The 26,053-nt window shown below is 33.2% G+C and carries 19 protein-coding genes and 1 tRNA gene; 10 read left to right on the top strand and 10 right to left on the bottom strand.

Features of this window, described 5'->3' with window-relative positions; translation table 11 throughout:
* Window positions 1-44: 44 nt before the first annotated feature.
* The 6 genes from QWY99_RS05600 to QWY99_RS05575 form a co-directional block, all read right to left on the bottom strand.
* Entirely contained in the window at window positions 45-599 is a 555-nt protein-coding gene (locus tag QWY99_RS05600; RefSeq protein ID WP_290262534.1) for a K(+)-transporting ATPase subunit C, read from the bottom strand.
* Window positions 600-908: 309 nt separating this feature from the next.
* Window positions 909-2,966, bottom strand: a complete 2,058-nt coding sequence (kdpB, locus tag QWY99_RS05595; protein ID WP_290262531.1) for a potassium-transporting ATPase subunit KdpB — start codon at window positions 2,964-2,966, stop codon at window positions 909-911.
* A gap of 189 nt (window positions 2,967-3,155) precedes the next feature.
* A complete protein-coding gene (gene kdpA, locus QWY99_RS05590; protein WP_290262529.1) occupies window positions 3,156-4,877 on the bottom strand; it encodes a potassium-transporting ATPase subunit KdpA in 1,722 nt (573 codons plus the stop codon).
* Between the two features lie 148 nt (window positions 4,878-5,025).
* On the bottom strand, window positions 5,026-5,103 hold the full coding sequence (gene kdpF / locus QWY99_RS05585) for a K(+)-transporting ATPase subunit F (RefSeq protein ID WP_129541086.1): 78 nt from the start codon (window positions 5,101-5,103) through the stop codon (window positions 5,026-5,028).
* Between the two features lie 191 nt (window positions 5,104-5,294).
* Window positions 5,295-5,576: a DUF7674 family protein gene (locus QWY99_RS05580; protein WP_290262526.1), complete on the bottom strand. Its 282-nt coding sequence runs from the start codon at window positions 5,574-5,576 to the stop codon at window positions 5,295-5,297.
* A 162-nt stretch (window positions 5,577-5,738) separates the two neighbouring features.
* Complete coding sequence (locus QWY99_RS05575) at window positions 5,739-7,082, bottom strand: sigma-54-dependent transcriptional regulator (protein WP_290265342.1); 1,344 nt, start codon at window positions 7,080-7,082, stop codon at window positions 5,739-5,741.
* A 910-nt stretch (window positions 7,083-7,992) separates the two neighbouring features.
* Between QWY99_RS05575 and panB the strand changes: the two genes are divergently transcribed.
* The 7 genes from panB (at window position 7,993) to ypfJ (ending at window position 17,551) form a co-directional block, all read left to right on the top strand.
* Window positions 7,993-8,811 carry a 3-methyl-2-oxobutanoate hydroxymethyltransferase gene (panB, locus tag QWY99_RS05570; RefSeq protein WP_290262524.1) on the top strand — a complete coding sequence of 273 codons (819 nt, stop codon included), beginning with the start codon at window positions 7,993-7,995 and terminating at the stop codon, window positions 8,809-8,811.
* A 162-nt stretch (window positions 8,812-8,973) separates the two neighbouring features.
* Window positions 8,974-9,324, top strand: coding sequence for a four helix bundle protein (locus QWY99_RS05565; protein ID WP_290262522.1), 351 nt, complete (start codon window positions 8,974-8,976; stop codon window positions 9,322-9,324).
* A 75-nt stretch (window positions 9,325-9,399) separates the two neighbouring features.
* Entirely contained in the window at window positions 9,400-10,089 is a 690-nt protein-coding gene (locus QWY99_RS05560) for an RluA family pseudouridine synthase (RefSeq protein WP_290262520.1), read from the top strand.
* Window positions 10,090-10,162: 73 nt separating this feature from the next.
* A complete protein-coding gene (locus tag QWY99_RS05555; RefSeq protein WP_290262518.1) occupies window positions 10,163-11,491 on the top strand; it encodes an aldehyde dehydrogenase in 1,329 nt (442 codons plus the stop codon).
* A 195-nt stretch (window positions 11,492-11,686) separates the two neighbouring features.
* Window positions 11,687-12,484, top strand: coding sequence for a DUF2189 domain-containing protein (locus QWY99_RS05550; RefSeq protein WP_290262516.1), 798 nt, complete (start codon window positions 11,687-11,689; stop codon window positions 12,482-12,484).
* Between the two features lie 58 nt (window positions 12,485-12,542).
* Window positions 12,543-16,601 (top strand): PAS domain S-box protein, encoded by a 4,059-nt coding sequence (locus tag QWY99_RS05545; RefSeq protein WP_290262515.1) that lies wholly within the window; start codon window positions 12,543-12,545, stop codon window positions 16,599-16,601.
* 95 nt (window positions 16,602-16,696) lie between these two features.
* Window positions 16,697-17,551, top strand: coding sequence for a KPN_02809 family neutral zinc metallopeptidase (gene ypfJ / locus QWY99_RS05540; RefSeq protein WP_290262512.1), 855 nt, complete (start codon window positions 16,697-16,699; stop codon window positions 17,549-17,551).
* Window positions 17,552-17,721: 170 nt separating this feature from the next.
* Here the strand turns inward: ypfJ and QWY99_RS05535 are convergent.
* The 4 genes from QWY99_RS05535 to QWY99_RS05520 all read right to left on the bottom strand — a co-directional run bounded on the left by QWY99_RS05535 (window position 17,722) and on the right by QWY99_RS05520 (window position 20,453).
* Window positions 17,722-17,795, bottom strand: a tRNA-His gene (locus QWY99_RS05535).
* Between the two features lie 83 nt (window positions 17,796-17,878).
* A complete protein-coding gene (gene bshB1, locus QWY99_RS05530; protein ID WP_290262510.1) occupies window positions 17,879-18,595 on the bottom strand; it encodes a bacillithiol biosynthesis deacetylase BshB1 in 717 nt (238 codons plus the stop codon).
* Between the two features lie 356 nt (window positions 18,596-18,951).
* The gene (locus QWY99_RS05525) at window positions 18,952-20,019 is read right to left on the bottom strand and encodes a chorismate-binding protein (protein WP_290262508.1); all 1,068 of its coding nucleotides are present in this window, start codon (window positions 20,017-20,019) and stop codon (window positions 18,952-18,954) included.
* A 5-nt stretch (window positions 20,020-20,024) separates the two neighbouring features.
* Entirely contained in the window at window positions 20,025-20,453 is a 429-nt protein-coding gene (locus QWY99_RS05520; RefSeq protein ID WP_290262506.1) for a PaaI family thioesterase, read from the bottom strand.
* A 125-nt stretch (window positions 20,454-20,578) separates the two neighbouring features.
* On the opposite strand from QWY99_RS05520, the gene QWY99_RS05515 reads away from it, so the two are divergent.
* From QWY99_RS05515 to purL, 3 genes are all read left to right on the top strand, one after another.
* Entirely contained in the window at window positions 20,579-22,075 is a 1,497-nt protein-coding gene (locus QWY99_RS05515; RefSeq protein WP_290262503.1) for a hypothetical protein, read from the top strand.
* 18 nt (window positions 22,076-22,093) lie between these two features.
* A complete protein-coding gene (locus tag QWY99_RS22230) occupies window positions 22,094-22,198 on the top strand; it encodes a T9SS type A sorting domain-containing protein (RefSeq protein ID WP_353960577.1) in 105 nt (34 codons plus the stop codon).
* Window positions 22,199-22,302: 104 nt separating this feature from the next.
* Window positions 22,303-25,956, top strand: coding sequence for a phosphoribosylformylglycinamidine synthase (purL, locus tag QWY99_RS05510; protein ID WP_379690232.1), 3,654 nt, complete (start codon window positions 22,303-22,305; stop codon window positions 25,954-25,956).
* Window positions 25,957-26,053: the final 97 nt, after the last annotated feature.

Below are 26,053 nucleotides of genomic sequence, written 5' to 3'. Positions count from 1 at the left end.
AACTTGCATAAAAATTTTAGAAACTCAGTTCCTCAGAGCCAAAACTACTTCAAGGCATCCAAAGCTATATTTAACTCCAGAACATTCACCATAGCAGTTCCTGCAACCTTAGGAGTAGTGGTATTTGCTTCAACCAAAGCTTTCACCTTATCCTCAGATAATTTTCTTTCTTTGGCAACACGCTTCACCTGAACCAAAGCGCCTTGAGGCGAAATATTAGGATCCAATCCGCTACCAGAAGCAGTAACCAAATCAGCAGGGATATCTGATTTTTTTAGATACGGGTGAACAATTAAAAAAGTATCAATTCTCTTTTGAACCAATGCCAAATACTCCGAATTACTTGGTCCTTTATTACTTCCTCCACTTCCTGCAGCGTTATAATCTACAGCCGAAGGGCGTCCCCAGAAATAATTCGATTTATCAAATTTCTGACCTATTTTTTGATACCCTACTACTTTACCGTTAACCGAAATAGTTTCTCCTTTACCTTTGTTTGGAGCAAACTGCGCAATTCCATAAATTGCCAAAGGGTAAATAACTGCAAACAGAACCACCATTAGTAGGGTAAGTTTTAATATTGAAAATGTATTTTTCATTTTTTGTTTTTTTAAAGGTTCTAAGGAACTAAGTTGCTAAGCTTCTAAGTTTTTTCTCAGTGTCTTTACAACTCAGTACCTAAGAAGCTATTTTTTAAAGTTTTATACATATTAAGGTTTTAGTCTCTAAGTTTTTATCTTAGTCTCTTATTAAGGTTCTAAGGAACTAAATTGCTAAGATTCTAAGTTTTTCCTCAGTGTCTTTACAACTTAGTACCTAAGAAGCTTTTTTTTAAAGTTTTATACATATTAAAACTTTAGTATCTAGGCTTTTATCTTAGTTCCTTAGAAACTTAGCACCTTAGTAGCTTACATAAATAGAGCAACAACCAAATCGATTAATTTAATACCAATAAAAGGAATAATTAATCCTCCTAAACCATAGATCAATAAGTTACGTTTTAGGATCGCACTCGCTCCGATTGGTTTATAATCAACACCTCTCAATGCCAGCGGAATCAATATCGGAATGATAATCGCATTAAAAATCACAGCCGATAGAATAGCACTTTCAGGGCTATGCAAATGCATGATATTCAAACCTTCAAGAGCAGGAATTGCAGTGATAAAAAGCGCAGGAACAATTGCAAAATACTTCGCTACGTCATTCGCAATAGAGAAAGTAGTAAGCGTTCCTCTAGTCATTAACAACTGTTTTCCAATTTCAATAACCTCAATTAACTTCGTTGGATCATTATCCAAATCCACCATATTTCCAGCTTCCTTAGCCGCTTGAGTTCCACTATTCATTGCAACACCTACATCAGCTTGAGCAAGAGCGGGAGCATCATTTGTACCATCACCCATCATTGCAACGAGTTTACCCATTTGCTGTTCATTCTTAATGTAATTCATTTTATCCTCAGGCTTCGCTTCGGCAATAAAATCATCAACACCCGCAGCTTCAGCAATAAACTTAGCCGTAAGAGGATTATCTCCAGTAACCATAACCGTTTTTACACCCATTTTTCTCAAACGGTCAAAACGTTCTTTCATTCCAGTTTTTATAATGTCCTGTAATTCGATAACACCCTGCACTTGACTATTTTTTATAACTATCAATGGCGTACCTCCTTTAGAAGAAATATCAATTACTTTTTGAGCTGTATCTGCAGGGAAATCATTACCTGCTTGAAGTGCAATGTTTTTTGCTGCATCCTGAGCTCCTTTTCTAATATTGGTTCCGTCTTTTAAAACAACACCACTAGTTCTAGTTTCTGCAGTAAATTTGATAGTTTGTGAAATGTTATCCGTAAGAAGTGAGATAGCTGCTTCCGTTTTACCTGTCACATCTAACATTTTACTTAGCTCAATAATACTTTTTCCTTCTGGAGTATCATCTGCAAGAGAACTTAATACAGCCGATTCAATAAAATCTTTTTCTGAAATACCTTGAGCAGGGTAAAAATTAGTAGCTTTTCTGTTTCCTATTGTAATTGTTCCTGTTTTATCCAAAAGCAATACATCAATATCTCCAGCAGTTTCTACCGCTTTTCCAGATTTAGTAATTACATTGGCACGCAACGCTCTGTCCATACCTGCAATTCCGATTGCCGAAAGTAAACCTCCGATTGTCGTTGGAATTAAACATACAAAAAGAGAGATAAAAGCAGCAATTGTTATTGGCGCATTGGCATAATCAGCAAATGGTTTTAGCGTAACACAAACAATTACGAAGATTAGTGTAAATGCCGCTAACAAAATAGTCAAAGCAATCTCATTTGGAGTTTTCTGACGGCTTGCTCCTTCAACCAAAGCAATCATTTTATCAAGAAAACTTTCGCCAGGTTCAGAAGTTACAATTACTTTAATCTTATCCGACAATACTTTTGTACCTCCAGTTACTGATGATTTATCTCCACCAGCTTCACGAATTACAGGAGCACTTTCTCCAGTAATCGCACTTTCGTCAATTGTAGCCAAACCTTCGATGATTTCACCATCTGTTGCAATTAGATCTCCAGCCTCACAAACGAAAACATCTCCTTTTTTTAATTCCGAAGAACTAATATTCTTGATTTCTCCATTGGCTAAAATTTGTCTTGCTGGTGTTTCCTCACGTGTTTTTCTTAAACTATCCGCTTGAGCTTTTCCTCTAGCTTCGGCAATCGCTTCAGCAAAATTGGCAAACAAAAGTGTTACTAGTAAAATTAAAAACACAATTAAGTTATAAATAAAACTACCTTGATCTTGTGCTCCAAACAAAATCGAAACACAAACAGCAAACATAATGGCAGTCCCTATTTCTACGGTAAACATTACCGGATTTTTAATCATCAATTTTGGATTAAGCTTCACAAAAGATTGCACTAAGGCATCTTTTACCTGCTTACTTTCAAACAATGAATTGGATTTATTGTTAGTCATTTTCTTTTTATATTATTTATTTAATTGACTGTTTCTTTTAACGCATAGAAACATAGATTCTTTCTTTTTATGTTGAGAGCGTTTCACTTCCATACAATCACATAGCTATGTGAAAAAATGAGTTTTCTTTAATTTCTTTTTATTCATTTTTTCTATGTTACTATGTGTTTAAAAATTCTTATCAATCATTTATGTTAGTGTAAAATATTCTGCCAATGGACCTAAAGCCAACGCTGGGAAGAATGACAAGGCAGCAATAATTGCGATTACAGCAAAAACCATTACTCCAAAAATAGAAGTGTCTGTTTTTAAAGTTCCAGCACTTTCAGGGATGTATTTTTTATTAGCAAGTAAACCTGCAATAGCCAATGGCCCGATTATAGGGATAAAACGACTCAATAATAATACAATTCCTGTAGTGATATTCCAGAATGGATTGTTATCGCCTAACCCTTCAAAACCAGAACCATTATTGGCAGCACTAGAAGTGTATTCATATAACATTTCAGAGAATCCATGATTTCCAGGATTGTTTAACCAACCCGTTGCGTTTCCGTTAAACCAATATCCCATTGCAGTATCGTGTGCCGCAAAATAAGATGCCAAAGCAGTTCCTGATAATATCAATAAAGGATGAAGAATAGCAATAAAGGCAGCAATCTTAACTTCACGAGCTTCGATTTTTTTACCTAAAAACTCAGGAGTTCTACCTACCATTAATCCAGAAATAAATACCCCAAGAATAATAAAAACATAAAAATTTAAAATACCAACTCCGCAACCACCATAAAAGGAGTTAACCATCATGGCAAGTAATTCCATAGCACCCGAAATAGGCATTGAACTATCATGCATACTATTAACAGAACCTGTAGAAATTACAGTTGTGGCAATACTCCAGAACCCTGAAATAGCTGGTCCAAACCGAACCTCCTTACCTTCCATAGCTCCTGTTGCTTGGGCAATTCCCATTCTTTCGATAGCAGGATTTCCATTAATTTCACTAATAACTGTTGGAATTACCAGTAATAAAAATCCAACCGTCATAACACCGAAAATCACGTATGAGAATTTTCGTTTCTTTAGATAAAAACCTAAAGCGAAAATCATTCCGAATGGGATAATTAATTGTGCCCATAATTCAACAGCATTCGAAAAATAAGTAGGGTTCTCTAATGGATGAGCTGAGTTAGCTCCAAAAAATCCACCACCATTTGTACCAATATGTTTTATGGCAATAAATGCTGCAGCAGGTCCCCGAGAAACGGCTACAGTATCACCCTGTAAAGTAGTAATAGTATCTTTTCCTTCAAAAGTCATTGGCGAGCCACTGAATACCAAAGCAGTTGCTACAATAGCCGAAAGTGGTAACAAAATACGAGTACAGCTTTTAATAAAATAATTATAAAAGTTCCCCAATTTATCGGTTGTTCTATCTTTCATGGCAGTAAAAACCATTGCAGCGGCAGCCATTCCGACACCAGCCGAAACAAATTGCAAGAACATCAAAAACATTTGAGATAAATAAGACACACCGCTTTCGCCCGAATAATGCTGTAAATTACAGTTTACCAAAAATGAAATAGCAGTATTAAATGCTAAATCGGGACTCATCGATGGATTATTATCGGGATTTAAAAATAACGCCCCTTGGAACAATAAAATAAAAAAGCAAAGAAAAAACCAAACCATATTTATACTTAAAAGAGCTTTTAAGTGTTGTTTCCAGTTCATTTCTTCAGTAGAATTTATACCACTGATTTTAAAAATAAATTTTTCAATTGGATTGAAAATCGGATCAAGTAGTGTTTTATCACCCAAATAGACTTTAGCAATATATTTCCCTAAAGGAATGGCTAAAACTATCGTAAGGATAAAAATACCGATGATGCCAAATAATTCTGTATTCATAAGATTTGTTTTGTTTATTGTGAAATGTTTTTTTGCAAATTGTAAATTGTGAATCGTGAAATATAAGAAGGTTAGATATTCTACATCCGTTTGTTTTTACTTCTCCCTTTTTCTCATCTTACTTTTTACAGAAAGCATTTTACTTAATTTAAAATTTTTCGGGTTTGATTAATACATAAATCAAATAGCCAAAAACGGCAAGGGCAATAATAAATAGTGCAGTCATGATTTAAACTTTTTCAAAAAATTCGACAGATTTAAAACAAATCGCAAACAACAAAACTGCCAGTGCGAGTAAGAGAATAGTGATTAACATAGATTTTTGATTAAAAGGGTTAAGTGTTTATTGTGAAATAGTAAGATGCAAGTCCGTAAGAACGTTTTACTTTTACTAGAATGCATCTCACATTTAGCCAGTTATACTCCCGAAGAGTTAATTTGTTTGATATATTCTGCCTTCAGCGATTTTGGAAACAGATCAGAAATCGTACAGTGACGTAATTCCATAAAAGAAGAAACCGAGAAAACGTACACATTCGAAATAGCACTTTTAGTTTCGTAGCTTCCCGTAATATAAAGCCGCTCAGCAAGTGCTAAACATTTTTTTGCTCTAATAATATTTCCTGTAATGATAGCTGTCTTAGTGATTTCCGCAAACCGTTCTGCTTGCTTATAAATCGTGCTGACTTGATTTTTCATAAGATTATTTTTTATGTTCTCTTCCCTTATGCCAAAATACATTCCAAAAAAAACATTTAACCACAAAACACTACAAAACAAACAATTAACAATTTTTCATTAAAAAAAGCCATAAAAAAAGCCTATCAAAATGATAGGCTTTTCTCAAAATAGTATGTTCTATTAATGAATATTATATTCGTCTAATTTCCGATAAAGAGTCGCAACACCTATTTCAAGTAAGCGTGCTGCTTCGGCTTTATTTCCTTTAGTATAATTTAATACTTTCTGAATATGAAGTTTTTCTACGCTCTGCATAGAGAATGCAGAAACTATTTTGCTCGTTTTATCCACTTGATGTTGCATTTCATATGGTAAAACATCTACCGTTAAAACATCACCATTAACTAAAATAACAGATCGTTCTATAACGTTTTTCAGTTCACGAATATTTCCAGGCCATTGGTACGATTCCATTTTCTGCATGAAAGCACCATCTACAGACAACGCTTTCTTATTGGTTTTATCCGAAAATTGCTTTACATAATACTGAGTCAATAGTTCGATATCTTTTACCCTTTCGCGCAAAGACGGAATTTTAATCTCAAAAATATTCAACCTAAAATATAAATCCGATCGAAAACGGTGTTCTTCACTTTCTGTTTTTAAATTTCTATTGGTTGCAGCAATCAATCTAAAGTTAGATTTTCGAGGCGTAGTATCTCCTAGCTGAATGTATTCGCTGGTTTCTAGCACACGCAATAACTTTGCTTGTAACTCTAATGGCATCTCCCCTATTTCGTCAAGAAATAAAGTTCCTCCATTTGCCTCTTCTATAAAACCTTTTTTATCTTTAATTGCACCTGTAAAAGCACCTTGTTTATGTCCAAATAATTCGCTCTCGAGGATTTCTTTACTAAAAGTACTGCAGTTTAATGCCACAAATGATTTTCCAACTCTATTACTATTTTCATGAATAGACTGAGCAAAAACTTCTTTCCCTGTTCCTGTTTCACCTGTTAGTAGCACAGTCGAATCTGTTTTAGAAACTCTTCGTGCCAAATCAATCACTTGTTCTAATCCTTTTGATTTTCCAATAATATTATCAAATGAATATTTATCCGAAATACGTTTTTCGAGTTGCTTGACTTTCTTCTGCAGTTGTACTTTCTCTAAAGCTTTATACAAAAGCGGAATAATTTTGTCATTATCATCTCCTTTCACAATATAATCGAAAGCTCCATTTTTCATGGCTTGAACCCCATCTGGAATATTACCAAAAGCAGTTAACAAAATAACTTCTGTAAGTGGAAAAGCCAACTTTATCTTTTGAAGAAAATCAACTCCGTTTCCATCAGGAAGTTTAACATCACAAAGCACAACATCAATATCATTTTGCTCCAATTTCTTGTAACCTGATTTTAAATCTGGTGCTTCAAAAACTTCGAAACCTTCCGAACGTATAATTCTAGCGAGAAGATTACGTAATTTTTCTTCATCGTCAATAATAAGTATCTTTTTCAAAATAGAATTTTGTGAATTTATTTTTCAAAATTAGTTATTTTAATACCGCAAAATAAAATTTACAATTCTTTTTTAATTCATCATAACACAATTCCTTTTTATAAAAACTGTTAGTATTATTTTTAGGAGCTATCTCCTGCTGTACACTATATCTTTTGTGGCATCCCGATAAATATCGGCATCGCCATAAAAGGATGCCGTTCCCATCAGGGCTAAAAATCACCACCAATACACACAACAATACTTTCTAGATTCTTTCAATACATACAAAAATGTTTGATTTTCTTTATAATAATAAACCTCGATTTTATTAAAAATCGAGGTTTATTATTTAATAGCTTATTTTAAAATAAAACCCGTGTAACTAAGGTGTCCTACACTTACAGAAGTGTTACGGTTGTTTCCAATACCGCCACCATACCACACGGACTTTAGATCTAATTAATTACAAAACCCTTGTATATTAGCTATTCTAACGCCTACGACAGCGTTTACGGTCGTTTCCAATACCGTCCACATAATACAAGGGCAGTTTATTTAGTTCTTTAATTCTTAATTTATGATAGATAAATATAATAAAACCCTGTTTAATTCCATTAAACTAAAATACAATAACCGTTTTTAGGTTAATTTCAATCCAAAAGTTTCAGATTTAAAGGTTTCACGTTAAAACAACATTTACGCTACTTACGTGTGGCTTTGAGAGCTTTGCAGTTAAAATTTTAATCTCAGGTGACCTTTTTACGATTAACTTTAAACTTCCATCATTAGCAAAATCAAAAGAATCCCCATTACAGTAAAGCATTTTATATATTCCCAATCAAAATTAGATTTTAAAAATTTCAATTTATTACTTTTACAGATTCAAATTATAAATCAATCCGATTGTATCGGAACTAAATCATAGATTACAATGTCTGTAGCAAAAAAAGATTATAAAAGAATTACAACAAAATCATTAATTGAAATGAAAGCCAATGGGCAAAAAATTTCAATGCTTACGGCTTACGATTATACAATGGCCAAAATTGTTGATACTGCCGGAATTGATGTAATTCTCGTGGGAGATTCTGCTTCAAATGTAATGGCAGGTCATGAAACTACTTTACCTATTACTTTAGACCAAATGATTTACCACGCATCTTCTGTAGTGAGAGCTATCGAAAGAGCATTGGTTGTTGTTGATTTACCTTTTGGAAGTTACCAATCAGACCCAAAAGAAGCTTTACGTTCTGCTATCAGAATCATGAAAGAAAGCGGTGGTCATGCTGTAAAACTTGAAGGTGGAAAAGAAATTAAAGAATCTATAAAAAAGATATTAAACGCTGGAATTCCTGTTATGGGACATTTAGGTTTAACTCCTCAATCGATATACAAATTCGGAACATATACTGTTCGCGCTAAAGAAGAAGACGAAGCCGAAAAACTAATCGCTGATGCAAAAATGCTAGAGAAAATAGGTTGTTTTGCTTTGGTTCTAGAAAAAATTCCTGCTCATTTAGCTCAAAAAGTTGCCGAAAGTATCTCAATCCCAGTTATCGGAATTGGAGCTGGTGGTCAAGTAGATGGTCAGGTTCTTGTAATTCATGATATGCTAGGAATGAACAATGAGTTTAGCCCTCGTTTCTTAAGACGCTACATGAACTTATACGAAGGAATGACTACAGCAATTAGCCAATATGTTGATGATGTGAAATCTGGTGATTTCCCTAATACGAATGAACAATATTAATTTTAGACATTTTAGATTTTTAGATTGTTGGATTATTAGACTGACTTAGACTTCTTAGATTGTTGAACTTACTTGAACAAAAGTAGTACAAATCTTATTTTTTACTACTTTTACAAACATCAATAATCTAAGAAGTAATAAAACAATTTAAAATCTAAAAAAATGCATCGATTTAAAGATTTAGAAATTTGGAAATTAAGTAGAAAATTTTGTTCTGATATTTACACTATTACTTCAAATTTTCCTGAAGTAGAAAAATTTGGACTAACTAATCAACTTCGTAGAGCCTCAGTTTCTGTACCTTCGAATATAGCTGAAGGCTGTTCTAGAAGTAGTAATAAAGATTTTTCTAGGTTCTTAGAGATATCAATTGGTTCAATTTATGAAATTGAAACTCAACTATTAATAGCTTTTGATTTAGGTTATATTGAACTAATCAAATTAGAAGAATTATGTTTTAAGCTTGATAAAATTGTCAAAATGACTTCTAAATTCAGATCAATATTAAAATAAGTTTTCGAAAATCCAAGCAATCCAACAATCCAACAATCTAAAAATCTAATAATCCAACAATCTAATTAATCAATTTTGAAAATACTTTCCAATAAAGACAACTTACAAGTTTTACATGAAGACAACCATATTATTGTGGTTAATAAGCGTGTGGGTGATATTGTACAAGGTGACAAGACAGGTGACAAACCGCTATCGGATATTGTAAAAGAATATATTAAAGCGAAATACAACAAACCAGGTGATGTATTCTTGGGAGTTATTCATCGTTTGGATCGTCCTACAACAGGAATAGTAGTTTTTGCTCGAACAAGCAAAGCATTAACGCGTATGAACGAATTGTTCAGTAACCGTGAAACTCAAAAAACGTATTGGGCAGTTGTCAAAAATAAGCCTAAGGAAACGACAGCCAAATTGGTTCACTTTTTAAAGAGAAACGAAAAAAACAATACATCAAAAGCACATTTAAAAGAAGTTCCAGATAGTAAATTAGCTAGTTTGGATTATACTGTTTTTAAAGAACTACAAAATTATGTAGCGCTGGAAATCAATTTACATACAGGCAGACATCACCAAATTAGAGCACAACTTTCGGCAATTGGATCACCTATAAAAGGAGATTTAAAATATGGATTTGACAGAAGTAATCCTGATGGAGGAATTCACCTTCATGCCCGAAAACTAACCTTTATACATCCCGTAACCAAAGAACCACTTACTATTATTGCTCCTACTCCCGATGAAGTGATTTGGAATGCTATATGATTTTTTGAGAAAAACTATTTTATTTGATATTTTAAAATTAACTTGCATAGTGTAAAACTAAGCTGATTTAAAAATGGACTATAAAAATGATATTGGTTACAGAAAAGAGACGCTTAAAAAACTACTATTTAACATCCAAAAAAGTGAAGATTTAATCATTAAAGCGTTGCATGATGATTTCAAGAAACCTGCTTTTGAAGCAGTTCTAACTGAAACTAATTATGTTATTTCTGAACTAAAAGATACAATAAAAAACATTCACGATTGGGCTAAACCTAAGCGTGTATTCCCATCCATCCTTAACTTTCCTTCTACCGATTATATCTACAAAGAACCTTATGGAAAAGTATTAATTCTTGCTCCTTGGAACTATCCTTTTCAATTGGCGTTATGTCCCTTAATTTCGGCTGTAGCAGCAGGAAATAAGGTAATTTTAAAGCCATCTGAACTTACTCCAAAAACTGCAGAAATAATAACCGAAATAATCCAGAAAACATTCCACATCAATCATGTCGAAGTAGTACAAGGAGGTGTTGAAGTTTCACAAAAACTTTTAGAGAAACGCTGGGATTATATATTTTTTACTGGTAGTGTCGGAGTTGGAAAAGTTGTTGCAAAAGCCGCAGCGGAGAACCTTACTCCTGTTACACTTGAACTTGGAGGTAAAAACCCATGTATTATTGATGAAACTGCTAATTTAAAATTAGCCGCTAAAAGAATTGTTTGGGGTAAATTCATTAATGCAGGACAAACTTGTATTGCCCCCGATTATATCTTGATTCACAAAGATATGAAAGATTATTTCATAGGATATCTAAAAGATGAAATCACCAAAGCTTATGGCCACAACCCACAAGAATCATCCGATTTAGCAAGGATAATTAACACTAAAAACTGGGTACGATTAGATAGTATGATTGACAGAAACAAAATCGTTTTTGGAGGTCAAACAGATGCCAAAAATCTTTATATCTCACCTACTATTATTGATGAGCCAAGCATGGAAAGTGCAATCATGCAAGAAGAAATTTTCGGCCCAATATTACCTATAATCACATACAAAACCGAAGCAGATATAAAAAATGTTATCGAGCAATACGAAAAACCTTTAGCGCTTTATGTATTTAGTGAAAATCGAAATTTTATTAAAAAAATAATCTCCCGTTATTCATTTGGTGGAGGATGTATAAATGATACAATTGTACATTTTTCTAATAAAAGACTTCCGTTTGGAGGTGTCGGACATAGTGGTATTGGTGCTTATCATGGAAAATTAAGTTTTGATATTTTCTCGCATCATAAAGGCATTGTGAAAAAAGCAAACTGGCTCGATTTACCCATGCGATACGCTCCGTATAAAGATAAACTGGCTATGATTAAAAAAATATTAGATTGGATGTAAGCACCACAAATTCTAAAACTAATTAGCTAAATTAAATATTAGTGATAAATTAGATAATTATACTAAGCCATTATAGCAAAAAAGTGTTTTTTTGTTCTTTGTTAAATTAAAAAATATATTACATTTACTACTGCTACTTTACCCATAAAAAAGCTAAAATAACTAAATTTAATCAAACAACTCCCCTAAAAAAACATGAATCTTACACAAAAACGAATTGAAGAAATTAAAAAAAATGGTTATCAAATAGAATTTTCAGATGTCTTTAATCATGCATTCGAAAATTATAAAAAAATAGCCCTTTACGCAGGGTTGATTATATTTATTGCTTACTTTATACTTGGTATTTTTGGTTCTGGACTAGTAATTTCAGTTTTTGGAATCGAGAGTTTCTCAAAAGAATCTCTAGAAAATTTACAAAACTTCAACTTAACAGGAGAGCCACTTGCAATTTATATATCAAGCATGCTCGTATTAGCTTTAATCATAGCTCCTTTTACTGCAGGCTTTCTAAAAATGGCTGATTGTGCAGAAAAAGATGAAGAATTCAACGTATCTACTATATTTTATTACTATAGATTACCCTATTTAACAAATATTATTATAGCTACATTAATTATATCAATTGTAAATGTACCAATTTCATCAATCCTTCAAACGCTAAACTTATCCTTTTTAGGAACTGTAATATCTTTATTAGTTACGCTTTTCACTTACCTAACAATACCATTGATTGTTTTTGGTAATTTAAATGCTGTAGACGCAATTAAAACTAGTTTCATGCTAGTTTCAAAACAACCGCTTACGATTATTTTACTACTGATCGTTTCAACATTAGCAGCAATGGTAGGATTTATAGGGTGTTGTATTGGTGTAATTTTTACTATCCCATTTATTTACTCTATGACATATGCGATCTATGCTGCAATTATTGGCAAAGACACTTTAGAAGAAGTTAAGGACTCTAATTCTGGTCCTAAGCTCTTTTTATAAAAAATTAATCAAATAATTCTTCTGAATATGTTTAATTAAAATAAAACACCTAAAATCTATGGTTCTTAACTATAGTTTAATATCAACAATAGCTCATTGGTCAGACCTAACAGGCTTGTCCAATGAGCTATTGTTACGTCATAGTACAGTAAGCACTAATTTTTTTATTTTTTACGACAGCCCTAAATTTCCAATGCTAGGGCTCGCTTTATTAGGTTTTGTTATTTTCTTGATTTATCATTTTTTCAATATAAAAAAACAATTAGGTAATTTTATTGAGAAAGAAAACGAAAACGAAACCTCTGACAAAGAATACCTTCTCTATTTTTTGTTTCTAGGAATTACTATTATAATTATAGAAATTGTCAATGAAATATTCAAAGTAAGACCTAAAAGCTTACTAGTAGTAAATACTTCAATCGGCCTATTCTTTTTATTATTTTATTTTCTTACTTATAAAATTGATTATCTACGTAAAAATGTACAATCTATCTTTATCACAGGATTTTTGTTGTTTTTTTGCTACATCGTACGCAATGTCGTAGTACTACCCGATGACATTACTCCTATAATTAGCTTCATTGTAGCCCTTTACTTTTCATACAGTGTTCTAAAACCAATAAAATTATACTGGCTTTTTTCAAGTTTACTATTTCTGTTTTTGATTGATGCAACCATATCTCAACTAATTACTGTAAAGACAGCTGTAATTTTAATCAACTTTTCGCTTATTACATTTGTTGTCAATTATGTAAAATATGCTGTTTTATTAAACCAAAAAGACAAATTTCGTTTTTCGAATGAAATCGTACATAAAGGAAACTCACTCAGTATTGCAAGCAATCGTAAAGGAGAAATTTTATTTTGTAGTGATACAATAATTGACATCCTTGGATATACTCCCGAAGAAGTTATGGGAATGGGATTTTGGAAACATACCGAAGACCCCGAATTTATGGGCGAAGATTACCATTTAAACTACACCGACAATAAACTCTACATAAGAAAATTAAAGTGTAAAAATGGAGAATACAAATACATTCAATGGAAAGATAAAAAATTCTCTGAAAACTTAATCATTGGAATCGGACAAGATATTACTGAACAAATCAACACACGAGATTTATATAAAAATCTAATTCAAACAGCCACAGATTTAATTTTTGAAACTGACGATGATGGAAATTTTATTTTTATCAATGAATTTGCAATTGCAACATTAGGTTATTCTCAATCAGAAATCATATCGCATAATTACCTAGAATTCATTCGTCTAGATCACATTACCAATGCGATGCGTTTTTATGAAAATCTTGAAGAAAATCTAAAGAAAAAAGAAAATGATTTTCCAGCTATAGAAATTCCTTTATTGACTAAAAACAAAGAAGAATTATGGGTCTCACTCAAAGTTATTATTCGTAAGAATGATTTAGGAGAAATAACCGGTTATGCTGGTATCGCAAGAGATATCACCAAACTAAAAATCATTGAGATAGAAAACAAAATTAGACAAGAAAAAATAGAATACTACAATACTGTATCCAAAAAATTATCGACTACCAATTTTAGTAATTATGAAGATATAAGCAGTGTTGTTCAACTAATAATTAAAGAAGCTGCACTTGCTTCAAAAACTAACCGTGTAAGTTATTGGAAATTCACAGAAGACACTATTACTTGTACCAATTTATTTAGCACAGACAATAAGAAACTCGACAAGAAAATAGTCTTAAAAAAAGTAGATTATCCCATTTACTTTGACTCTATAGTAAATAAAACCATAATTAACGCCCCAAACGTATTCAATCAATTAGAAATATCCGAATTTACAAAAGATACTTTTTTAAAGAATGATATTAAATCAATGTTGGACCTTCCTATTTTTACAAATGGACAAATTACTGGTATTCTTTGTTTTGAGTCGACACCAAACACAAGAATTTGGGACAATGAAGACATCAGTTTTGGTCGAACAATTTCAGACATCATATCCATCACTGTTTCATCTCAAATGAGATTAATAGCTGAAAAAAAATTAGAATTCAAAAGTCAGTTATTATCAGCATTAGCACTATGTACTGAAAAATTTTTACTTAGTAAAAACACTTCTAAAATGTTTGAGCAAACCTTTGACATAATAAGAAAAGCTTCAAAAGCAGATCATCTGTTTTATTACGAAAAAGACAATAATACAAAACTTATAAACCAAAAACACAAATGGGCAAGAAAGGGAGTTGTAAAACAAATTACAAAATTACAAAGTTTTAATACCGAAAAATTACACGAGATATTTGCTCTTGCTCAAAACAAAAAAATACTAAACACACTCACCTCAAAGCTTAAAGATTCTTTTTTTAAAGAACTATTGCTTGCCAACGAAATCAAATCTATTTTGATTCTTCCTTTATACATCAACGATAAATTCATTGGTTTTATCGGATTTGACGACTGCACTAATGAGAAAAAATGGACTGAAGATGAAATCTATATTTTACAATCTTTAGCCAATAACATTTCATCCACATTAGAAAGAAACCGAAGCGAAACTAGAATTCACGAAAGCGAAGAAAAATTCAAGCTAATTGCGAATAACATACCTGGTACTGTTTACCTATCTAAATTTGATGAATTAGCAACAAAAATATTCCTAAATGATGAAATAGAAAACTTAACTGGTTATCCTAAATCAAAGTTCCTAGAGAATAAATTATCTTTCATGTCACTAATGCATCCAGATGACAAAGAAACCATCATTAAAAATCAGATTAGCGATTTAAAAAAAGGAATCCCAATACATTGTGTTTATAGAATAAAAAGAAAGTCTGGAGAATATATCTGGATAGAAGAGTTTGGTGATGTCATCAAAAAAGGGAATACGATTGATTTTGTAGGCGGTATTTATTTTGATATTACAAGCAAAAAAGAAGCAGAAGATGCTATAAAAGCCAAGCAGATAGCAGAAGCCGCAAATAAATCAAAATCGAATTTCTTAGCAAACATGTCACACGAAATAAGAACTCCTCTAAATGGCATTATTGGTTTTACCGATTTATTAATGAAAACAGACCTTATGGAGATTCAACAAAAATACATGATTACAATTAACCAGTCTGCACAATCATTACTCAATATTATAAATGACATTTTAGACTTCTCTAAAATTGAAGCTGGAAAATTAGAATTAAATATCGATCATTACGACATTAGAGAAGTACTCAATGAAGTTACCGATTTGCTGTTATACGAATCCAACCTTAAAAATCTTACTTTAGAACTTAATATTCATAAAGACATACCTAGTTGTTTTTGGATCGACATAGTTCGAGTAAAACAAATTCTAATCAATCTACTTGCAAACGCTGTTAAATTCACCGAAAAAGGAACTATTAAACTAGATGTTACAATTCTTGATAAAGTAAATAACTTTTATACCATCCGTTTTTCTGTTTCTGATACTGGAATTGGAATACTCGAAGAAAATAAAAAACGTATTTTTCAGGCATTTTCACAAGAAGACAGCTCTACAACTCGAAAATTTGGAGGTACGGGATTAGGACTAACCATTTCTAACAAATTACTTAGTTTAATGGATAGCCATTTAAAACTAGAAAGTGAAATAAACGTAGGTAGTACTTTTTATTTTGATCTAAACATTCAAAGTTGCGATGTATATGATCCCATTTTTATCGAAAACTCCATCGAAGACAATACTACTGTTTACGCCTTAACCGAAGAACAACTTGCTAAAAAAATAAAATTTCTTATTGTAGAAGACAATAACGTTAACCGATTATTACTAAGAGCTACTATAAAAAACCTATTTGTAAATGCAGTAATATATGATGCCGAAAACGGAAAAGAAGCCGTTGAATTATACAAAACTGTAGATCCAGACATTATCTTTATGGATATACAAATGCCTGTTATGAATGGATATGAAGCCACTAAAGCAATTCGGGAATTAAAATCAGGCAAAAAAAAACCAATCATTGCTGTAACTGCAGGAGCCGAAAAAGACGAAAAACAAAATTGTATCAATGCTGGAATGACAGGATATATACCAAAACCAATCATAAAAGGTAGCATTGAAAAAGCTATAATAAAATCTATTTTCTAAACACCAAAGAAACAGAACATTAAATGCATTATTTCGGAAAATATATCTAAATTCGTGTATATAAAATTGATTAAAAACGCTAAAACCATATAATTATGAAATGGAAAGGTACAAGAGAAAGTGATAACGTTGAAGACAGAAGAGGAATGTCGTCAGGTGGAAAAACTATTGTAGGAGGCGGAATAATTGGTATTATAATTTTACTAGTAAATATTTTTGGTGGTGAAAATGCACAATTTATAACTCCTGTTTTAGAACAAATGCAAGGTTCTCAACCCAGCCAAACCGAAGCTGTTGCGCCATTAAGCAAAGAAGATGAAGAAATGGGGCATTTTGTTAAAGCTGTTCTGGCAAGAAACGAAGAAACTTGGGATAAAATTTTTACTGAAAACGGAATGACATATAAATATCCTAAATTAGTTTTATTTAGAAATTCTGTACAAACTCAATGTGGTGGAGCAACATCAGCATCCGGCCCGTTTTACTGTCCTGCCGATCAAAAGGTATACATGGATTTAGCTTTCTTTGAAGAACTAAAAACTAGATTTGGTGCTAAGGGTGGTGATTTTGCAATTGCATACGTTATAGCGCACGAAATTGGACATCACATACAAACATTATTAGGGACATCGGCAAAAATGCGTAGAGCACAAGAAGGAAAAAGCGAAGCCCAAGCCAATAAATTATCTGTAGCCCTAGAGCTTCAAGCCGACTTTTACGCAGGCGTTTGGGCACATTATAACCAGCAATACCTAGAAGAAGGAGATATAGACGAAGCCTTGAGTGCAGCAAATGCAGTTGGCGATGATGCAATACAGAGTAAAATGCAAGGACAAGTAGTTCCAGACTCATTTACACACGGCACATCAGAACAACGAATGTATTGGTTCAAAAAAGGATTTAGCACAGGAGACATCAAGCAAGGAGATACTTTTGCAGAAATTAGATAATCTTTCTTTTTCTAAAAACATTAAAAGCAGCTATTACTAAATAGCTGCTTTTGTTTTTTTGAAGTCATTCTGAAATTCCACACAATATCAAATTGTATGAAATGCATTTTTTTTCACGAAAGTTTATTCCACAAAAAAAGCCTCGAATAAATTCGAGGCTCTTGTTTTTGGGTGGATGACCGGGTTCGAACCGGCGACCCTCGGTACCACAAACCGATGCTCTAACCAACTGAGCTACAACCACCATTTTTGCTAGTGCTTAGCGGTGGCAAAGATACAACTAAAGTTTAGTTGTGCAAGCAAAAAATGAAAAAAATTACAATAAATTTACATCAAATTATCTAAACTACTGACTGCCAAACATCTTTCAATAGTAAATCCTTCAGCAAAATCTACCCCAACTAACCTTCCTAAGTCTTGCGCACGATAATTTAGACTCTCAAGGAAGTTTTTACTCGTAATTGGAGTAGCAGGTTCCTTAGAATTTGCATCATAAAACTGCGAACCATACGCTAAAATGGATTCTATCTTCTTTTCAGTGAATCCTGTGATATCTACAACAAAGTCTGGCTCTATATTTTTCCACTGAATATAATGATAAACCAACTTAGGACGCCATGCTGTTTGCGCTTCTCCTTCAAGACTTGTTTCAATCTTCATTAGTCCAGATAAAAAACAAGCATCAGAAACTAATTTGCTTCCTTTTCCATGATCAATATGGCGATCGTCAATTGCATTACACAATACAATCTCTGGTTTGTACTTACGAATCATTTTAATAACCTCTAATTGATGCGCTTCATCATTTACAAAAAACCCATCACGCATTGCTAAATTCTCGCGTACAGTCACTCCTAATATGTTTGCTGCGGCCGTCGCTTCTAAATCTCTTAGTTCGGCAGATCCACGAGTACCTAACTCGCCTCGGGTTAAATCTACAATCCCAACTTTTTTCCCTAAAGAAATCTCTTTTAAAATTGTTCCAGCACAACCCAACTCTACATCATCCGGATGCGCTCCAAAAGCTAATATATCTAATTTCATTTTTTTATTTTTTTAAAACATTTTATTTGTTTCAAGTTTTTTGTTTCAAGTTTTTCTTGTTTCACTGTGACTGTAAACTGTGACTAAATACTGTGACTGAATACTGTGACTGAATACTGTGACTGAATACTGTGACTGAATACTGTGACTGAATACTAAATTATCCTTCGACTCCGCTCAGGATGACACTGCGATTGAATACTGTGACTGAAAACTGCGGCTGAATACTGTAACTGAATACTGTAAATTGCAACTATTCTATTTCGTTTCAGGTCTTTCTTGTTTCAGGTTTCAGGTTTCAGGTTTCACTGTGACTGTAAACTGTAAACTGAGTACTGTGACTGTAAACTGAAAACTTATTTCACATTCAAAACCCTTTTCATTGTCATTGACTTATTCACACTTTCCTCCCACTCGTTTTCAGGAATACTTTCTTTAGTGATACCGCATCCCATATACAGAACTGCTTCTGAATTACGAATTTGCATGCTACGTAAATTTACAAATAAATCTGAGCTTATCGAGTTAGAAGCAAAACTACTATTTAACTCCCCTAGGAAACCAGAATAGAAAGTTCTGTCGTAATTTTCATTATCAAGAATAAATGCTCTAGATTTCTTTTTAGGATAACCACAAACTGCAGGTGTCGGATGCAATAAATCAATCACTTCCTCTAAACTAGAATCTGCATTTAAAGCTCCCGAAATATCCGTTTTTATATGCCAGATACTTCCTGCATTAGCATTATACGGTTCAGTAACAGCAACAGACGAAGCTACATCCTTTAATCTTTTCACAATAAAATCAGTAACATATTGCTGTTCGTCTTTTTCTTTTTGTTGCCACACAACGTCAGATACCGAAGCCGCCTTTTGAGTTCCTGCCAAAGCAGTAGTTTCAAAAACATTTCCGTTTGCTTTAAGTAATTGCTCTGGCGTTGCTCCCATCCAAAAACCAACTTCGGGATGAAAGAAACAATACGTTAACGTTGTTGGGTATAAATTTGCTAGATTCTGAAACGTTTCGATAAAATCAAACTCCTTCAAAGGAACGATTTCACTTCGTGATAAAACTACTTTTTGGAATTCATCATTTACAATCGCCCCTACTCCATTCGTTACTAATGTTTCAAATTGATTTTTAGCATTAGCATCAACATTCAAACCAACTATATCATTTAAACTAACTGATCTTGCTTCTAATTTACTAGTACAAATTTCAGATTCATTTTCAGGAATAAGGACAATTTGTTTCTTATCGAAAGAAGCAAATACAAAACCTTTTTCTTTATAATCAAGAACTTTATACAACGTATCGTTCTGTTGCAACAAAGCTATAATTGTATCCGACTTAGGTTTTTTATAAAGTACAAAAGGTAAATCCTGCTCTTTGTGTTTTTTAATTTTAGAAAAAAATTGATTCATGGTTATTAGCTTTTCTTTCTATCCAAAACCATATTCGTCAATTTGCAAAGCGAAACCAAATTACCCTCTTCATCCGTAATTTTAATTTCCCAAAGATGCAAGCTTCTTCCTTTATGAATAATTCGTGCTGTTCCATAAACAAATCCCTCACGAATGCTTTTTAAATGATTTGCTGCTATTTCGATACCGCGTACTTCTTGTAATTCAGGATTTATATAAAAAAAAGATGCTGCACTACCAACACTTTCTGCAAGTGCAACAGATGCACCTCCGTGTAATAATCCCATAGGCTGATGAACAGCAGGATTTACAGGCATTTTGGCTACTAAAAAATCTTCTCCAGCATCTATATATTCAATTTTTAGCGTTTGCATCAAGGTGTTTCTAGAAAACTGATTGCAACGCTCCAATATTTGTTCTTTATTAAAATTCATTTATTTGGCTTTAAAATGTAAAATTAAATAAAAGATAAGTCACAAAGTAGCAAATACAATTCTAAATTAAAAATGATATGTTAATCGAATTACTTTTTTGCTATTTTTACATAAATTCTATTCAAATGCGTACGTTTTTTATACTATTTACTATCGGAATACTTTTAGCTACAACTTCATGCAGAAGTGATTTTGAAACTGTTGCCAGTACTGGAGATTTACTTTTCTCAAAAGACACCATTTATTTAGATACCGTTTTCACCAATATAGGCTCCAGTACATACCAACTAAAAGTGTACAATAAGAGCAAAAAAGACATTACAATTCCGTCTATAAAATTAGGAAAAGGCTTAAATTCAAAATACCGAATGACTGTTGATGGAATGCATGGAACCGAAGGTAAAATATTTAACGATGTAACCCTATTAGCCAAAGACAGCATGTATGTTTTCATAGAAACAACAGCTGCAATTACCGACGCAAATCCAACTGATTTTTTATATACCGACCAGATTCAATTTGATAGTGGCGCAAACCTTCAAAATGTAGAATTAGTAACTCTTATCCAAGATGCAACTTTTTTATATCCGAAACATTTTGCCGATGGAACCACCGAAACATTACCAATCAACGGTAAAGAAGTAGAAGGCTTTTTCCTAGAAGACAACGAATTACAATTTACAAATCAAAAACCATACGTCATATACGGTTACGCAGCCGTTCCTGAAGGAAAAACCGCTACGTTTGATGCTGGCGCAAGAGTTCATTTTCACACCAATTCAGGACTCATAGTTAGTAAAAAAGCAAGTCTTAATGTAAACGGCGCATTATCATCAACAGAAAAATTAGAAAAAGAAGTCATTTTTGAAGGAGATCGTTTAGAACCTTTATATTCTGATGTTCCAGGACAATGGGGAACTATCTGGCTAGCCAACGGAAGCACAAATAATAGCATCAATCATTTAACTATCAAAAATGCCACTACAGGCTTATTTATAGAAAATAGCGATCAAACAACGGTAAACATTAAAAATACACAAATTTACAACTCTGTTAATCATGGTATTTTAGCCCAAAACGGAAAAATAAAAGGAGAAAACATTGTGATAAACCGCGCAGGACTATCCAGTTTGGCTTGTTTATATGGCGGAAATTATCAATTTACACATTGTACCTTCAATAACAATTGGCAAAGTTCACAGCAAAGTGCAGTTTCCCTAAGCAATACTCTTTCAGGAGCAACTCCAGAAACTAAAGATTTAATACAAGCAACTTTTAACAACTGCATTATCTACGGCTCAAATACAAATGAGTTATCATTAGAGAAAAAAAGTAGTACTGCCTTTCTGTATCAATTCAATAATTGCTTAATTAAACATAGCAGTACAAGTACAAATCCAGATTATCAGTTCAACACCGATACACAACACTATAACGGAATCATACTAAATCAGGATCCTAAATTCTACAAAGCATCTCAAAACAAATTTAATATCGATGCTAATTCTGGTGCTTTCGCAAAAGGAAATCCGACATACAGTATTCCGCTAGACATCTTAGGAAACACTAGAACTTCTCCTCCCGATTTAGGAGCGTATCATAACATGCCTTTTCCTAAATAAGCACCTAAAAAACTAGCCATAATACAAGAAGCTATAAGCGTAAGCAATCTCCCGAAAGGTTTATATGTAATAAAAGTAACAAATAAGAAAAAAACGTTCATTAAAAATATAACAATCAACTAATTACAAATTAGTCAACCAATAATTAAAAAGCGGCAATTGTCGCTTTTTTTTTTGATCTTAATTAACTAAATTTGCAACTAAATTACAACAAACTACACAACACAATGATTCATTTCTTTGAAAACCAAAGCAAAACTGTTTTTGCAGTACAAACGCAAAACGAAATTTCGGCTCAAGACATTTCAAAATTAAACTGGCTTTTTGCCGACTCCAATAAAATAGAAAAATCCGTACTAACGGATTTTTTTGTTGGCCCACGTGCCACTATGATTACCCCTTGGAGTACCAATGCTGTTGAGATTACTCAGAACATGGGAATTTCTGGCATTATCAGAATTGAAGAATTTTATCCGGCAACTACTGAATTTTCAGATTTTGACCCGATGCTTTCGCAAAAGTATACTGAACTGAATCAAGAAATCTTCACTATCAACGTACAACCAGAAGCTATTTTGGACATCGATGATATTGCTGCTTACAACAAAACCGAAGGGTTAGCTTTAAGCCAAGAAGAAGTAGATTATTTAGACAATCTTGCGATTAAACTAGGACGTAAATTAACTGACTCTGAAATCTTTGCTTTCTCACAAGCGAATTCAGAGCACTGTCGTCACAAAATTTTCAACGGAACTTTTGTGATTGACGGAGAAGAAAAAGAAACGTCTTTATTTAAATTAATCAAAAAAACATCTCAAGAAAACCCTAACGATATCGTTTCGGCTTACAAAGATAATGTGGCGTTTGTAAAAGGGCCACGTGTACAACAGTTTGCTCCAAAAACAGCAGACAAACCAGACTTCTACGAAGTAAAAGAATTTGATTCGGTTATTTCATTAAAAGCCGAAACGCATAACTTCCCTACGACTGTAGAGCCTTTTAACGGTGCTGCAACTGGATCAGGAGGAGAAATTCGTGACCGTCTTGCAGGAGGACAAGGTTCATTGCCACTTGCAGGAACTGCTGTTTATATGACATCTTACTCTCGTTTAGCAAAAGATCGTGAATGGGAAAATGCTGTTGAAGAAAGAAAATGGTTGTATCAAACTCCAATGGATATCTTGATAAAAGCATCTAACGGAGCATCAGATTTTGGAAATAAATTTGGCCAACCATTAATCACAGGTTCTGTTTTAACTTTTGAACATGAAGAAGACAACCGCAAAATTGGTTATGATAAAGTAATCATGCAAGCTGGTGGAATCGGTTACGGAAAATTAGATCAAGCCATAAAAAAGAAACCACAAGAAGGAGACAAAATCGTTATTCTTGGTGGAGAAAATTATAGAATCGGAATGGGTGGAGCTGCGGTTTCATCTGCAGACACAGGTGCTTTTGGTTCAGGAATTGAATTAAATGCAATTCAACGTTCTAATCCAGAAATGCAAAAACGTGCTGCTAATGCCATTCGTGGTTTAGTAGAAAGTGATAACAATCCTATTGTTTCTATTCACGATCACGGAGCTGGAGGACACTTAAACTGTCTTTCGGAATTGGTAGAAGAAACTGGAGGTTTAATTGATTTGGACAAATTACCTGTTGGAGACCCAACGCTTTCTGCTAAAGAAATAATCGGAAACGAATCTCAAGAAAGAATGGGATTGGTAATTGGTCAAAAAGATATTGATATCCTACAAAGAATCGCTGACAGAGAGCGTTCTCCTATGTACCAAGTAGGTGACGTTACAGCGGATCACCGTTTTACTTTTGAATCAAAATCAACTGGAGCTAAACCTATGGATTATGCGCTTGAAGATTTCTTCGGAAGTTCTCCAAAAACAATAATGACCGATAAAACTATCGATAGAAATTATGCTGCTGTTGCTTATACTACAGCTGATTTCGAAAATTATTTACAAAGCGTTTTACGTTTAGAAGCTGTTGCATCAAAAGACTGGTTAACAAACAAAGTGGACCGTTGTGTAGGTGGAAAAGTGGCTAAACAACAAAATACAGGACCATTACAATTGCCATTAAACAATTGTGGTGTAATGGCTTTGGATTATTTAGGAAAAGAAGGAATTGCAACTTCTATTGGGCATGCTCCTATTGCTGCTTTAATTGATCCTGTTGCAGGAAGCCGTAATGCTATTGCCGAATCTTTATCAAATATTGTTTGGGCTCCAATTAAAGACAAAATGAAAGGAATTTCATTGTCTGCAAACTGGATGTGGGCTTGTAAAAACGAAGGAGAAGATGCTCGTTTATATGCAGCTGTTGAAGGTTGTTCAGAATTTGCAATCGAATTAGGAATCAATATTCCAACAGGAAAAGATTCTCTTTCGATGAAACAAAAATATCCAAATGATGAAGTGATTGCACCGGGAACGGTTATTATTTCGGCAGGTGGAAACTGTACTGACATTAAAAAAGTAGTTGAACCAGTTTTACAAAAAAATGGTGATTCTATTTATTATATCAATTTATCACAAGATGCGTTCAAATTAGGAGGTTCTTCTTTTGCACAAATCAGAAACACAATTGGAAACGAAACATCGACTATAAAAGATGCTTCATTCTTCAAAAATGCATTTAATACAATTCAGGAATTAATCGAAGACAATCAAATTCTTGCAGGACACGATATCGGAAGCGGTGGATTAATCACTACTTTATTAGAAATGTGTTTTGCTGATGTGAATTTAGGTGCTAAAATTGATTTTTCTGCTTTCGCTGAAAAAGACCTTTTAAAAATCCTTTTCGCAGAGAATATCGGAATTGTTTTCCAAGCAAAATCTAATGCAGCTGTTGAAGCTAAATTAAACACTAACAACATCGAATTCTTCAAAATTGGAACTGTAACAACTACAGAAACTCTTGAAGTTGGAGATTGGTCATTAAATATTCCTAAATACAGAGACATTTGGTTTGAAACTTCTTACTTATTAGATCAAAAACAATCTAAAAACGGAAGAGCACAAGCTCGTTTCGAGAACTACAAAAATCAAGCTTTAAACTATACATTCCCAGCACATTTTACAGGTAAAAAACCAGTAATCGATAGTTCAAAACCAAAACCTAAAGCTGCTATTATTCGTGAAAAAGGAAGTAATTCTGAGCGAGAAATGGCAAATGCAATGTACTTAGCAGGTTTTGATGTAAAAGATGTTCACATGACCGATTTAATTTCTGGTCGTGAAACTCTTGAAGACATTCAGTTTATTGGTGCAGTTGGAGGATTCTCTAACTCAGATGTTTTAGGTTCTGCAAAAGGTTGGGCTGGCGCTTTCTTATATAACGAAAAAGCTAAAACTGCTTTGGATAATTTCTTTAAGAGAGAAGATACGCTATCTGTAGGAATCTGTAACGGTTGCCAATTGTTTATGGAACTTGAAGTTATTAATCCAGAACATGAAATACATGGAAAAATGCTTCATAACGAAAGTAACAAACACGAAAGTATCTTTACTTCTGTAAAAGTTCAAGAAAACAACTCAGTAATGTTATCATCACTTGCAGGAAGCACACTTGGAGTTTGGGTTTCACACGGAGAAGGAAAATTCAATTTACCATTGGCCGAAGAAAACTATAATATCGTATCTAAATATGCATACGAAGGATATCCTGCAAATCCAAACGGATCTGATTACAACACAGCAATGCTATGTGATAAAACAGGAAGACACTTAGTAATGATGCCACATATTGAGCGTTCTACTTTCCAATGGAACTGGGCGCATTATCCAAAAGACAGAAACGACGAAGTTTCTCCTTGGCATGAGGCATTTGTAAACGCTAGAAAATGGATTGATAAAATCTAATTTTTACAACATACCAAAAAAGCTCATTCCTAACCGAATGAGCTTTTTTATTAAGACTAGTCCCATGGATAAAAATTAACTAAAAAAACACAACAAG

This window comes from Flavobacterium branchiarum, assembly GCF_030409845.1.
GTDB lineage: Bacteria > Bacteroidota > Bacteroidia > Flavobacteriales > Flavobacteriaceae > Flavobacterium > Flavobacterium branchiarum.
Note: the sequence above shows the minus strand (reverse complement) of the source record. Positions and strands in the feature narration are given on the sequence as shown.

Bases quoted from the DNA above. Each gene is read 5' to 3' on its own strand.
- QWY99_RS05600 (WP_290262534.1), bottom strand. From the start codon at position 599: ATGAAAAATACATTTTCAATATTAAAACTTACCCTACTAATGGTGGTT.
- kdpB (WP_290262531.1), bottom strand. From the start codon at position 2,966: ATGACTAACAATAAATCCAATTCATTGTTTGAAAGTAAGCAGGTAAAA.
- kdpA (WP_290262529.1), bottom strand. From the start codon at position 4,877: ATGAATACAGAATTATTTGGCATCATCGGTATTTTTATCCTTACGATA.
- kdpF (WP_129541086.1), bottom strand. From the start codon at position 5,103: ATGACTGCACTATTTATTATTGCCCTTGCCGTTTTTGGCTATTTGATT.
- QWY99_RS05580 (WP_290262526.1), bottom strand. From the start codon at position 5,576: ATGAAAAATCAAGTCAGCACGATTTATAAGCAAGCAGAACGGTTTGCG.
- panB (WP_290262524.1), top strand. From the start codon at position 7,993: ATGTCTGTAGCAAAAAAAGATTATAAAAGAATTACAACAAAATCATTA.
- QWY99_RS05565 (WP_290262522.1), top strand. From the start codon at position 8,974: ATGCATCGATTTAAAGATTTAGAAATTTGGAAATTAAGTAGAAAATTT.
- QWY99_RS05555 (WP_290262518.1), top strand. From the start codon at position 10,163: ATGGACTATAAAAATGATATTGGTTACAGAAAAGAGACGCTTAAAAAA.
- QWY99_RS05550 (WP_290262516.1), top strand. From the start codon at position 11,687: ATGAATCTTACACAAAAACGAATTGAAGAAATTAAAAAAAATGGTTAT.
- QWY99_RS05545 (WP_290262515.1), top strand. From the start codon at position 12,543: ATGGTTCTTAACTATAGTTTAATATCAACAATAGCTCATTGGTCAGAC.
- ypfJ (WP_290262512.1), top strand. From the start codon at position 16,697: ATGAAATGGAAAGGTACAAGAGAAAGTGATAACGTTGAAGACAGAAGA.
- bshB1 (WP_290262510.1), bottom strand. From the start codon at position 18,595: ATGAAATTAGATATATTAGCTTTTGGAGCGCATCCGGATGATGTAGAG.
- QWY99_RS05525 (WP_290262508.1), bottom strand. From the start codon at position 20,019: ATGAATCAATTTTTTTCTAAAATTAAAAAACACAAAGAGCAGGATTTA.
- QWY99_RS05520 (WP_290262506.1), bottom strand. From the start codon at position 20,453: ATGAATTTTAATAAAGAACAAATATTGGAGCGTTGCAATCAGTTTTCT.
- QWY99_RS05515 (WP_290262503.1), top strand. From the start codon at position 20,579: ATGCGTACGTTTTTTATACTATTTACTATCGGAATACTTTTAGCTACA.
- purL (WP_379690232.1), top strand. From the start codon at position 22,303: ATGATTCATTTCTTTGAAAACCAAAGCAAAACTGTTTTTGCAGTACAA.